General features: G+C 39.8%; 10 protein-coding genes and 1 tRNA gene. 6 read left to right on the plus strand and 5 right to left on the minus strand.

Going from position 1 to position 13,503, the window contains the following annotated elements:
- Positions 1 to 10: 10 nt before the first annotated feature.
- The 4 genes from ACDG22_RS03055 to ACDG22_RS03070 all read left to right on the plus strand — a co-directional run bounded on the left by ACDG22_RS03055 (position 11) and on the right by ACDG22_RS03070 (position 4,994).
- Positions 11 to 1,159, plus strand: coding sequence for a YncE family protein (locus ACDG22_RS03055; protein ID WP_270243669.1), 1,149 nt, complete (start codon positions 11 to 13; stop codon positions 1,157 to 1,159).
- A 28-nt stretch (positions 1,160 to 1,187) separates the two neighbouring features.
- Positions 1,188 to 2,216, plus strand: a complete 1,029-nt coding sequence (locus tag ACDG22_RS03060) for a PKD domain-containing protein (RefSeq protein ID WP_270669108.1) — start codon at positions 1,188 to 1,190, stop codon at positions 2,214 to 2,216.
- Between the two features lie 28 nt (positions 2,217 to 2,244).
- Positions 2,245 to 3,702: a DUF5074 domain-containing protein gene (locus ACDG22_RS03065; protein WP_270669107.1), complete on the plus strand. Its 1,458-nt coding sequence runs from the start codon at positions 2,245 to 2,247 to the stop codon at positions 3,700 to 3,702.
- A 62-nt stretch (positions 3,703 to 3,764) separates the two neighbouring features.
- Positions 3,765 to 4,994 (plus strand): DUF5074 domain-containing protein, encoded by a 1,230-nt coding sequence (locus ACDG22_RS03070; protein WP_270672768.1) that lies wholly within the window; start codon positions 3,765 to 3,767, stop codon positions 4,992 to 4,994.
- A 214-nt stretch (positions 4,995 to 5,208) separates the two neighbouring features.
- On the opposite strand, the gene ACDG22_RS03075 is transcribed toward ACDG22_RS03070, so the two are convergent.
- The 3 genes from ACDG22_RS03075 to rbr form a co-directional block, all read right to left on the minus strand.
- Positions 5,209 to 5,282: transfer RNA gene (locus ACDG22_RS03075), tRNA-Asp, on the minus strand.
- Positions 5,283 to 5,664: 382 nt separating this feature from the next.
- A complete protein-coding gene (gene eno / locus ACDG22_RS03080; protein WP_040312163.1) occupies positions 5,665 to 6,945 on the minus strand; it encodes a phosphopyruvate hydratase in 1,281 nt (426 codons plus the stop codon).
- Between the two features lie 158 nt (positions 6,946 to 7,103).
- Entirely contained in the window at positions 7,104 to 7,682 is a 579-nt protein-coding gene (rbr, locus tag ACDG22_RS03085; RefSeq protein ID WP_007570715.1) for a rubrerythrin, read from the minus strand.
- 218 nt (positions 7,683 to 7,900) lie between these two features.
- Between rbr and ACDG22_RS03090 the strand changes: the two genes are divergently transcribed.
- Positions 7,901 to 9,601 carry a SulP family inorganic anion transporter gene (locus ACDG22_RS03090; RefSeq protein ID WP_270213150.1) on the plus strand — a complete coding sequence of 567 codons (1,701 nt, stop codon included), beginning with the start codon at positions 7,901 to 7,903 and terminating at the stop codon, positions 9,599 to 9,601.
- A 275-nt stretch (positions 9,602 to 9,876) separates the two neighbouring features.
- Here ACDG22_RS03090 and ACDG22_RS03095 read toward each other — a convergent pair whose 3' ends face one another.
- On the minus strand, positions 9,877 to 10,656 hold the full coding sequence (locus tag ACDG22_RS03095) for a radical SAM protein (RefSeq protein ID WP_118483457.1): 780 nt from the start codon (positions 10,654 to 10,656) through the stop codon (positions 9,877 to 9,879).
- 49 nt (positions 10,657 to 10,705) lie between these two features.
- Positions 10,706 to 12,757, minus strand: coding sequence for a helix-hairpin-helix domain-containing protein (locus tag ACDG22_RS03100; protein ID WP_302452043.1), 2,052 nt, complete (start codon positions 12,755 to 12,757; stop codon positions 10,706 to 10,708).
- Between the two features lie 86 nt (positions 12,758 to 12,843).
- Here ACDG22_RS03100 and ACDG22_RS03105 point away from each other — a divergent pair, with 86 nt between their 5' ends.
- Positions 12,844 to 13,446: a DUF4294 domain-containing protein gene (locus ACDG22_RS03105; RefSeq protein ID WP_177593262.1), complete on the plus strand. Its 603-nt coding sequence runs from the start codon at positions 12,844 to 12,846 to the stop codon at positions 13,444 to 13,446.
- Positions 13,447 to 13,503: the final 57 nt, after the last annotated feature.

Below are 13,503 nucleotides of genomic sequence, written 5' to 3' on the forward strand. Positions count from 1 at the left end.
CATTCGGACCATGAACAACTATCGTTTTTACCTGACCGTTTGCCTGATTTTATGCTTCCTGAGCGGATGCCGTCAGGAACTTCCGATGATTCGTTCGGAAGTGGAATATGTCACCATGCCTTCGGACCCGCAGTCTGTAGAAGGATTCTTTCTTGTCAACGAAGGGAATATGGGAAGCAACAAGTGTACAATCGGTCATTTTGACGCACGTACAGGAAGTTATTTCCGCAATATTTATCCGGAACGGAACCCTGATGTGGTGAAGGAGCTTGGGGATGTGGGCAACGATATCGGCATTTACGGCAACCGGCTGTATGTCGTAGTGAACTGTTCCAACTTTGTGGAGGTGATGAATGTGCACACGGCAGAGCATATCGGCAGCGTGACTATTCCTAACTGCCGCTACATTGTTTTCAACGGCGACAAGGCATATGTCAGTTCGTATGCCGGTCCGGTACAGATAGATCCGAACACACGCCCGGGAAAAGTAGTGGAAATAGACCTCGAAACACTTCAGATTACACGGGAAGTAGTGGTTGGCTATCAACCGGAAGAGATGGTTATCAACAACGGACGGCTGTATGTGGCAAATTCCGGTGGATATCGTTTCCCCAATTACGACCGTACGGTTTCGGTAGTCGATCTACAATCGTTTCAGGTAGTCAACACGATTGATGTGGCTATCAATCTGCACCGAATGGAAATAGACAAGCAGGGACGGATTTATGTCAGCTCACGCGGAGATTATTACGGTGTAGGATCTGACATCTATGTCATCGACTCTCATACGGAAAAAGTAACCGGCAAGCTGGGTATCGCCGCAAGCGAAATGTGCATGGACGATAACCGGCTGTACACCATCAGCACCGAATGGAACTACAACACAGGGAAGAACCAGATTTCGTATGCTGTCTACGATACGGAAAAACAGGAAATCGTATCACGCAGCTTCATAACTGACGGAACGGAAAAGGAAATCACATTGCCCTACGGACTTGCCGTCAATCCGGAAACCAAGGAAATATATGTATGCGATGCCACAAACTATGTCACTCCGGGATATCTCTACTGTTTTTCGCCGGCAGGCAAGTTCCAGTGGAAAGTCCGTACCGGCGACATTCCTGCACACATCGCTTTTTCGACAGAAAAGTTCTATTAATCAATAAATAACTTCAACGTTTTTAAAGATGAAAAAATTCACATTACAATCCATGTGGGCGATAAGCTTCTCGCTTATCATGTTTTCCGGAGTTTTTACATCTTGTAGTAATACAGATGATCCGGAAACTCCACCGACAACAGGTGAAAAATCACCTTATATAACCCGTGTACTCGATTTCCGTCCGGCTGTCGGACAGTTTGTCAACCAGCTTCCTGAATACAAGGAAGGAGATACTCAGGAGGATATGAACCGTAAAGTCCTCGAAGCTATCGGAAATAACAAGATGGGTATGGTTTCACTGGGAGGCTTCGGCGGATATATCGTTGTAGGATTCGACCATACCATTGAAAACAAGTCCGGTTTATGCGACTTCCGTGTATTGGGAAACGCGTTTTATGCCAACGGAGCATCGGATTATGGAAGTAGTGAACCCGGAGTCATCCAGGTATGCTATGATGCAAACGGAAACGGACTTCCCGACGACGGATGGTACGAAATTGCCGGAAGTTCTTACCCTGACGGAAAAGAAACCTGGATTGATCTGGCAACTCAGGCAGGAAACGATACCCAGACGATACTGGATTATGAAATAACTTACTACCGTCCGTCAGCAGAACCCGGAGCTCCTACCGAGCAGTATATCCGCTGGGAAGATAATCAGGGGGGAAGTGGCTACAAGGCTATGAACGCTACTCACTTGCAGTCTTATTTTCCACAATGGATAAAAGAAGACAAGATTACGTTTGCCGGAACACGTCTTCCTCAAAACGGAATAGACCAGAGTGGAAAAGGTACGTACTTCGCTCTTTACCGCTTTGGTTACGGCTATGCGGACAATGAACTGAACGACAAGGATGCATCGGCTATTGACATCGACTGGGCGGTAGACTCGAAAGGACAGCCGGCAAACCTTCCGGGAGTTAACTTCATCCGCATACATACAGGAGTGAATCAGGAAAACGGATGGCTGGGCGAATGTTCGACTGAAATCATGGGAGTAACAGACCTGCACCTGACCAATGTAAGCATAAAAAGCCAGACTATAAAGAATTAATAATCAACCTACTAAAAACTTTTGAAAAATGAAAAGAACTAAATTTATGAAGACCAATATCTTATTCGGGATATTGCTGCTGACTCTATGTCTTTTTACCGGCAGTTGTAGTAATGATGACAAAGCAGTCATCGAGCCGGCTCCGGAATTTGAACTGGTAACAGAAATCAGCGAAACAGAACCTCTGTTTATCGTACCCGATCAAACCTTCAAATTAGAGTATACGGCAAAAAACATCAAGTCTATCGCTACCAATACGCTGCCAGAAGGATGGACTGCGGAGGTAAAGGAAAGCGAAAACAGCATCAATATAAAAGCTACTTCTGAAGCTGCATCGAAAGCAACTCTTATCATTACCGCAACCAATGCAAGCGCACAAGAAGTATCGAAGGAAATAACTCTCCAATGCTTGAATTTCTTCGATGACACAAAAGGTACATTCATTCTGAATGAAGGTAACATGACAACCGAAAATGGCTCACTGACCTACATTACTGCGGATGGATATGTTTTCGACGATGCTTATAAGACAGTCAACGGCACAGAACTGGGTAATGTAGCTCAAGACATGGCTTTCTGTGACGGCAAAATTTATATAATCACTCAAAACGGTGACGAAAATGCCGTAGGTACAAAACTCGAAAACGACGGTATGCTTATTGTCGTAAATGCCAAGACACTTAAAAAGGAAATGGCTTTCAGCAGAAGTGATCTTTCTACTCTCGACTGGCCTACACATATTGCCGCACTAGATGCGGAACATGTATACATCCGCGACAATAAAGGAGTTTACCGCCTTAACACAAACACGAAAGAACTAACTTTCGTCAGCGGAACCGACAATGCTCCCAAAAGTCGTTTTGTAACAATGAACGGTAAAGTATACACATACAAAGCAGGTACGTTAAACGGTATTATAGAAATTTCTCCGGAAAACGACAATGCGACCAAAATAAATTTCCCATATAGAGTAGAGATCTCCATCAATGAAGTTTTGGGCATCCAGGCTGCCGAAAACGGAGATATCTGGGTAATGTCTTTTGGATTCGAAAAATCGGCCATGAACAAATTCAATGTTGAAAGCAAAAAAATAATACAGCGCCAGATCAATGTAAAACCGAGTGTAGGAAGCTCTGGAGTAGCATTTGCAAGTTATGACAACAACATTTATTATGCAGATGGCACAACAATTTACCGCCTTAAATTCGATGAAGACGAATCACTTAATGCAGCATCAGGTCTTGATGCAGAAGAAACTTTAACCGACTTGTCTGCCATCGACAACAATGCAGGATTGCTTTATAATGGACTGGGAGTTCATCCTGTAACAGGAAATGTATATATCAACACGATCAAATCGTTTGCCCAGTATACTCAGAATACAATCTGGTCTTTCGATTTTAACAATAGCGCAGAAAATCCTGCTGCCAAATATGAGAACTATACGAACTTCCCTGCCGGATTCTTTTTTGCACCCGGCAAATAAAAACAGTAAACTTAAAAACATTGAATCATGAAACTCTTGAATAACCTCATCGTTCCGGCATTTTGCGGACTGCTGATTTTCTCAGGATCTCGGACAACCCGGAAGATCCGGGTACACAACCACCTTCGACCAATCCCGAACCTCCTGCATATCTGAGAGGATATGCTGATCCTGACGGAGTACTGATTCTCAATCAGGGAGCTGCAATAGAAAACAGTTCACTGACTTACATTACTCCCGAAGGAAATATCGAACAGAACGTATATCAGAAAGTCAACGGATCGGCTTTCGGTCATGGGGGACAAGACCTCTATATGCATAACGGGAAACTTTATATTCTCAGCACCAATAAGGATGTATATCAGAAACACGAAGGTGACGGCACACAGGTAATAGCCGATGCCGTGACACTGAAACGGGAGAAAGTATTTAAATTCGACGAACTAAAATACCCTCGTCCAGAAGGTTCATTAGACGAAAATGAATTTCTTCCACTAGTTACTCCACTAAGAAATATTGTAGTCATCGACGAAAAAAACATATTTTTCTCAGACCAGAAAGCACTTTTCCGATTTGACAGTACGACCGGAGAACTAAATATAGTAGAAGATTCCTACCATTTCGGTAATCAGGGAAATACAATTGAAGCTGTTGCCGGCACTCAAGGTATGGTTGTCATTGGCGACTATATATATACCGGTGGAGGAGGATTCTGGGCCAGTACAAGACTGCTGGAGTTTAAAAAAGGAGAAAACAAGGCAACCCGTATCTTGCCAGATCTCAAAGGAGAATTCATCAGTGGTGTATGCCAGACAGGAAAGCGTGAAATCATGATTGCCACATGCGGACGTTCGGAATCTACTAAGAGCTATTTTATATTTGTAAATCTTGATACCTGGGAAATCGTAAAGGAAAAACAAGTTTCGGCCGACATATCAGCCGAGTTCTTCGATACTCCGGGCATTGCTCTTGCGGGAGATTATGTTTATTTCTGTGCCGGAAAAACCAGCGTCAGCCGTATTTCACTCAAGACATGGAAAGTGGAGGAAAATATCATAGACCTGACAAAGGATGCTCCGAATGCCAAATATTTAAACTGCAATGCTATAGCCGATCCGATAAAGAAGTATCTTTATGTTGCCATTTCGGATGAATATTATGAAACAACTATTTCAAACGGAAACCTGCTGGTATACGACTGTAGCGGAGAAACTCCTGTACTAGTAAAAAACATCGAAAACAAGACAAGCTATCCTGTCGGAATTTATCCGATGTCGAAATTCTATAAATAACGGCTGAATAGAACCTAAGACACAGCTTATATTCACCACAGATTGATTCTGCTATTAATGAAGTACTCAATCTGTGGTGATTTTTCTTTTTATATATCATGATGCAGTTTTAAATTATTCCATTCCTAGATTTCCTGACAAAGTATAGTTTTAAAAAAGCAATTCTCAGATTATAAAACAAAAAAGAGTTCCGAATAAATTCGGAACTCCTTCGCGGTGCGTACGGGACTCGAACCCGTGACCCCATGCGTGACAGGCATGTATTCTAACCAACTGAACTAACGCACCATTAAGTTTTTTGTCGCTTTCTCTCTCGATTGCGGTTGCAAAGGTACGACTTTTTTTGAAACCTCCAAACATTCTGCATAACTTTTTTTCAAATTTTCTTCATTTTTCTGTGATTTTCCTCCTTAACATACCATTTCATAGCCTCAAACCGCCTCCTTTTTTTATTCTTCTCGATCTTTTCACCAAAACATGCTGAAATCTTAAGCAAAATTCGTACAAAATATTTCTGAAGTTGTACAAAGTATCTCAGGATATTGTACAAAACTTTTCAAAATTTGTACAAAAAAAGGAGGAAACTTCAGCATCTTTTTACGAAAAGAAAAGGCTGCTGTCCGAAGACAACAGCCTTTACAATTTAGAATTTCAAATATGACTAACTTTTTTATTTGATACGCTTGTATCCATATACAGCCAGGTCACCCAGTTCTTCTTCGATACGCAACAACTGATTGTATTTTGCCATACGGTCTGAACGGCTCAATGAACCGGTTTTAATCTGACCACTGTTGGTAGCAACAGCTATATCGGCAATCGTAGCATCTTCAGTTTCTCCTGAGCGATGAGAGGTAACCGTAGTATATCCATGACGATGAGCCATTTCGATTGCATCCAGTGTTTCACTGAGTGAGCCGATCTGATTTACTTTAATAAGGATGGAATTGGCACATCCCAGCTCAATACCTTTCGAAAGGAATTCTACATTTGTAACGAACAGGTCATCGCCTACCAGCTGGCAGCGTCCACCGATACGTTCGGTAAGTTTTTTCCATCCCTCCCAGTCGTTTTCACTCATACCATCTTCGATGGAGTCGATAGGATATTTGTTGATAAGTTCTTCCAGATAGGCAATCTGTTCTTCTGATGTACGCTTCTTGCCCTTTTCACCTTCAAAAATTGTATAATCGTACAGTCCATCTCTATAAAACTCGGATGAAGCACAGTCCATACCGATCATCACATCTTTGCCCGGTTCGTAACCTGTCTGCCGGATAGCTGCAAGAATAGATTCCAGCGCATCTTCTGTTCCATTCAGTGCAGGAGCAAAACCTCCTTCATCACCTACAGCAGTGCTCAGACCTCTATCATGCAATACTTTCTTCAAAGCATGGAAAACTTCAGCCCCCATACGAAGACCTTCGCGGAAAGAAGGTGCTCCCACCGGACGGATCATAAATTCCTGAAAGGCAATAGGCGCATCACTGTGTGAACCTCCGTTGATAATATTCATCATCGGAACAGGCATTACAAATGTATTTACTCCACCTATATAACGGTATAAAGGTATATCCAGATAGTTTGCCGCAGCCTTTGCCACTGCAAGAGAAACTCCTAAAATAGCATTTGCACCTAAATTCGACTTGGTTGGCGTGCCATCCAGCTCAAGCATTTTCTTGTCGATAGCCCGCTGTTCCAGAACAGACCATCCAGTCAAAGCCGGAGCAATAACCTTATTTACGTTTTCAACAGCTTTCAACACACCTTTTCCACCGTAACGGTTAGAATCTTTATCACGAAGTTCGAGAGCTTCATGTTCACCGGTAGATGCTCCGGAAGGAACAGATGCACGTCCCATCACGCCAGATTCCAGTCTTACTTCAACCTCTACCGTAGGATTTCCTCGTGAATCGAGTATTTCACGACCTATAATTGATTTTATTTTCATATTCATTTTTATTTAAATGATTAGTATTTCTCAGTGTTACAAAAATCATAAATTCTGATAAACACCACAATACCTCAAAATAGGTATTTTTTACGTGTATAAAAAAAGTGCAGAACTCATATTCGGAAGTTCTGCGCTTTAGTCATACATATCCAATATTAATAATTATTTTTCTTTACTTCGAAATATGCCTGTGGATGTAAACATGCCGGACAAGTTTCAGGAGCTTCCGTACCTACATATAAGTAACCACAGTTACGGCACTGCCATACTACCTCGGCGTCTTTCTTGAATACCTTTCCTTCTTCTACATTCTTTGCCAGAGCAAGGTATCTTTCTTCGTGTCCTTTTTCTGCAACAGCAATTTCACGATACATCTTCGCAATAGCAGGGAAACCTTCTTCATCTGCAATGTCTGCAAACTTAGGATAGTCGAGCGACCATTCTTCGTTTTCACCTGCAGCCGCAGCTTTCAAGTTTTCGAGTGTTGTTCCGATTACACCTGAAGGATAGCTGGCTGTAATTTCTACCATACCGCCTTCCAGCCACTTGAACATACGCTTTGCATGTTCTTTTTCCTGATCAGCAGTTTCAGCAAAGATGGCAGCAATCTGTTCGTAACCTTCTTTCTTTGCTGCACTAGCATAATATGTATAGCGCATTCTTGCCTGTGATTCACCAGCAAATGAAATGCCTAAGTTCTTCTCTGTTCTTGTTCCTTTGATACTTTTTCCCATAATCGTTAGTTATTTAATTGGTTAAACATGTATATTCTTAATTTGATATTGTAAAGGTAATACTTTTATTCAAATTTGTAATCATTACAACTTTTTATTTAAGTATTATTAATAAATTTCACTCATGCAATATAAATAATAACCTTATTATCAGCCCAAATATTCAAATAAATATATACTTTTGCACTTCTTTTTATAATTTATAACAAAACACATATATGGTAAAATTGGATTTTCAGCCTAAACTGTTTTCTACACTGAAAAATTATACGAAAACAGACTTTACTACCGACCTGATGGCAGGTATTATTGTAGGTATAGTAGCATTGCCTCTTGCCATCGCATTCGGTATAGCTTCAGGAGTAAGTCCTGAAAAGGGTATTATCACAGCGATTGTTGCAGGATTCATCATTTCGTTTCTTGGGGGAAGCAAGGTACAGATCGGAGGACCAACCGGTGCTTTTATCGTTATCATCTACGGTATCATCCAAGAATATGGCATCGAAGGCCTGATGGTTGCCACGATGATGGCTGGTGTACTCCTTATATTATTAGGAGTATTCAAGCTGGGGACAATCATTAAATTTATTCCTTATCCCATTATTGTAGGATTTACAAGCGGTATTGCAGTAACTATCTTTACTACTCAGATAGCAGATATCTTCGGACTACAGTTCGGAGGTGAAAAGATGCCGGGGGATTTTATAGGAAAATGGATTTTATACTTCCACCATTTTGACACTGTAAACTGGTGGAATGTAATAGTGAGCTTAGTAAGTATCTTTATCATTGCCATTACTCCTAAGTTTTCTAAAAAGATTCCAGGCTCTTTAATTGCTATCATACTGGTAACTGTAGGAGTATATCTGCTGAAAATGTATGGAGGAATCACTTGTATCGATACAATCGGCGACCGCTTCAGCATCAAGGCACAACTCCCCGCAGCTGCTGTACCCGCATTAGACTGGGAAGCTATCAAGAATCTTTTCCCGGTAGCCATTACCATTGCTGTACTGGGAGCTATCGAATCTTTGCTTTCGGCTACAGTAGCAGATGGTGTAATCGGCGACCGTCATGATTCGAATACAGAATTGATTGCACAGGGTATAGCCAATTTCGTATCACCTATTTTCGGAGGTATTCCGGCAACAGGTGCTATTGCGAGAACCATGACGAATATCAACAACGGAGGTAAATCGCCTGTTTCGGGTATCGTTCATGCGGTAGTTCTGTTACTCATCTTATTATTCCTGATGCCGCTTGCACAATATATTCCGATGGCATGTCTGGCCGGTGTTCTCGTTATCGTATCGTATAACATGAGTGGATGGCGTGTGTTCAAGGGACTGTTGAAAAACCCGAAATCGGATGTGACTGTCTTGTTGATAACCTTTTTCCTGACCGTTATCTTCGATTTGACTGTAGCTATCGAAGTCGGACTGGTTATAGCTTGTGTACTGTTTATGAAACGTGTTATGGAAACAACACAGATTTCTGTTATCACCGACGAGATAGATCCGAATAAAGAATCAGACCTGGAAGTACACGAAGAGCATCTTATCATTCCTAATGGGGTAGAGGTATACGAAATAAACGGTCCGTATTTCTTTGGTATTGCTACCAAATTTGAAGAAATAATGGCACGTTTGGGTGACCGACCAAAAATTCGTATCATCCGTATGCGTAAAGTTCCGTTCATCGATTCGACAGGTATTCATAACCTGACAACACTGTGTGAAATGTCACAAAAGGAAAATATACATATTATCCTTTCCGGAGTAAACGAACGTGTACATGCCGTACTCGAAAAATCCGGATTTTATGAACTGCTGGGTAAAGAAAATATCTGTAGCAACATTAATGAAGCACTGGAGGTCGCTACAAGAGAAATAGCAGAATTCGATGAAGGTAACAAATAGACCTTATATTGTTAAAACCTTTTAGCAAACGAGCGAAACTTATTAAAACATGTTATAAAGCATAGATTTTAATGAGTTTCGCTTGTTAGTTTCCAGAAAGTCCGTATCTTTGCACTGTGTTTTTCATAGTATTAGATTTAAGGTTAACAAAGGTTGGAGTACAGCGGTACTCCTTTTTTTATGCCTTCTTGTAAAGAATCGCTTATCAAATAAAAAAAGCTATTCCAACTTTATTCATTGAAATAGCTTTCTTTCAACACAACTTATATCTTTTTTCAATAAGAGGCTGTAGCATTCAGACCTGCTTTCTTAAGCAGTTCCACGATACGGTCCAGTTCTTCGTGTGTAGCTTTTTGCAGAGACTGATCGGGAGTTTCACGGTCTATTGTGTAAATCATTACCTGACGGGGAGCAATCTGTTTAACAATCTCAATCCAGGGAAGTACAAAACGATCGGATGTATTATCGACATCTTTACCTTCGTCTGTTTTTCCCTTCATAAACATAGTCTGGATGATCAGCTTTCCTTTAAAAGCTTTCATCGTTTCAACAATCTTATTAACATCGTAAGCTCCCGACGGACGGTCTACCCGCTGAATATATTCTGCGTCAACCGTATCAAGTTTCAATATATTGTTATCTATCTTATTCAGTGCATTAAACACTTTTTCCTTGTGAATAAAGGTGGAATTACTCAGCACACTGACTTTTGCATGAGGGAAATATTTATCGCGCAATGCTAATGTGTCGTCTATTATTTCCGGAAAGTGAGGATGCGCCGTAGGTTCTCCGTTACCTGCAAATGTCAGTACATCAGGAACAGGACCGTTTGCTTGCATATCGATTAAACGATGTTCCAACGCCTCGCGCACTTCTTCGCGAGTAGGAAGTTTCTGTTTAGGACGATGATCTTTATTATATCCGCATTCACAATAGATACAGTCGAATGTGCAAAACTTACCATCGGCAGGAAGCAAGTTTATTCCCAACGAAACACCCAGTCGCCGGCTATGCACGGGACCAAATATAGGAGAAGGATAAATAACTGTTGACATAAGTCATATTAGTTTTAGTTCACAAGCAAAAGTACACAATATATTTCGATTACCACTTTACTTTCAACTGTAATTGTAAATCAGCTTTACGGTTTCCCTGAATTTCTTCAGTTCCGGAACTTATTTTATCACGGTCATTATAACAAGTTATCCCCCATTTCCCCTGAATAATAAACCGATCTTTATAACTATATTTTAAGTTGACTGCCCAACGGCTTCCCCTGCCATAAAAAGAGGACATAGAGAAGGCGTATAACAATCCTGGCTCATACATATAAATACGGGAATCATAACTTTGTGTGTGAAACCAAGCCCCGCTACATGATATTTGCATAGGAATAAAAGACAGTTTTGCACCAAGTGTACCATTAACAAATCCTCCATTCGAACTGTTGACATTCTTATAATAAGAAGTACGCACATATTCTGCGGCAGTTTTTAACCAGAATATTTCACAAGGTTTATAAGAAAGTTGATAATGTATACGTTGACGGATATAAGGTAACACGTACTTTCCGTCACTGTCTGAAGTGTAATTCTTTGCCTTATTCTTATGACTATACTTTATTAACATCACCAGTGAATTAAGAGGTGAATAACTTAATTGAAACAAACCATCAATACCGGATGTATGATCTCTATCAACCTGATATCTCCGATAGAAAAAATGAAAGAAATCGGCATAACATAAGATTTTCAATTTCCTTAAATAACTAGATTCCAACCCTATATAAACGCCTGTTTCATTTTGAAGCTGTGAGTTTTCTCCGAAAGCATTTGCGTGAATAGCCTGATAACGCTTGTCATAATATCGGTTAATAAGTAATAAACTAGTATGAACAGCCGGTGAATAACTCAACATATTTAATGTAGCAATCTTGCCTGATTTATCGAAAGCTGTCTCTCCTGAAAATATAAATTTGTGGAGAAAAAATTTGTAGTTTGTTCCTATGTTGAAAAAATATTTTCCTCGAGGATAATACAAATTATATGGACGTAAATCAGGATTCAACACCTTGTTGAAAACTGTATAAACACCTGTTAAACCCAATTCAACAGTTTTTCCATTATATGTTAAATTACTCCCAATCAATTGATTGTTTACCATATTTTTCTTTTCCATATCTTTCTTCAACCGATGAAACCCATCTGTTTTCAACGATCTTATAAACATATCTTCTACTCGTGCATCCTTTTTACGAAATGAGTAAAAAGCAGACAATGTCCAACGTTTTTTCAACTTATAAGTAGCAGCGATTCCTTGCAAATAATTATTTTCATCCGTAGAAGTATATTTAGCAATTCCCCGCCCAAACCGGTTCATGGTTCCTAATGAACCTGACTTACCAAAACTAAACCCTCCTGTGTTAATAACCAGTCCATACCCAAAACTTACCCGATAATTACCTATCGCCAACGACTTCAACTTCTTTACGTCCTGTAAAAAGAAATAAGCAGAATAGAAATCATATCCTTTTTTATTGTATTTACAAAAGAAAGGCTCTCCAGCATCTTTTTCAGCAGTCAGCCCCATATATAATTGATTTCGATACTGAAACCGATAACGTAAGTTATGATAAACCGGATTACCATAATACTTACGGTTAGGATATTTTTCTAAGACTTCTTCGCTATGATCAGCATATCCGGATTTCATGTACAAGGGGATATCCACACGTGTTAACAACTCCTGTTTATTATACTTCAACACATTTTTCCAATAAACTTTATCTTCCTCTTTATCAGACGCTCCAATATAAATAAAGTCCTCTAAAAATCTTCTGGTCTGCCAGTCCATACCTTCTATACCCAACAACTCTTTCTTACTCACCATGGGACCATATTTATATATATAATACAAGATATTTTCTATGATTTTATCGGAAAGGAAAGGTAGTTGCTCCAGTTGTTCTTTCGTTATTGTGTTAATATTAAAAGGATGTTCAGCCAGTTCACTCAAAAATTCGTATTGTTCTTGCCATCCACTCATTTCCTCTGCTTCAGAAACATCTTCTTTCCATTCAATCCAATTGGATTGAGCTTGCAGATTAACGACAGTATAACTTACTAATATACAAACAATAAACACTCTTATCAACATCCTATTCACAGCTTTTCAACGACCTTTATAAGTTAAAAATTCGTATTATCAGACATGACTTCATTATTATGCGTATTTTTGCGTTCATGAAAAATAGTGTATACATATTACTATTTCTGCTAACAGCTTTTGCACTGAAAGCCAACGCACAAAAGCATTCCCAATCGGAAACAAAGGGATATATGGTTCCCGTTTGTGTATATCAGGGAGATACTATACCTTGTATAACGCTGAGAAATATATATGTATACCCACGTCTGAGATTTAAAAGCAAAAAACAGGAGCGATATTATTATAAGCTTGTAAGGGACGTAAAGAAAACTCTCCCTCTGGCTAAAGAAATTAACAGAGCCGTTATAGAAACCTACGAGTATTTGCAAACCTTGCCTAATGACAAAGCCCGCACACGTCATATAAAAATGGTAGAGAAAGGACTGAAAGAACAATATACCCCCAGAATGAAGAAACTTACCTTCGCACAAGGTAAATTACTGATAAAACTGGTTAACAGAGAATGTAATCAGTCATCTTATCAGTTGGTAAAAGCATTTATGGGACCATTCAAAGCTGGATTTTACCAAGCTTTTGCAGCATTGTTTGGAGCCAGTCTGAAAAAAGAATATCATCCGGATGATGAAGACAAGATGATAGAAAGAATTGTTACTCTTGTTGAGAACGGACAATTATAACAATGCTGTAAATCAATAAATTAACAAGTTATCAATATGTTTATCAACAATAATACA

Source organism: Phocaeicola coprocola (genome assembly GCF_041333015.1).
Classification (GTDB): domain Bacteria; phylum Bacteroidota; class Bacteroidia; order Bacteroidales; family Bacteroidaceae; genus Phocaeicola; species Phocaeicola coprocola.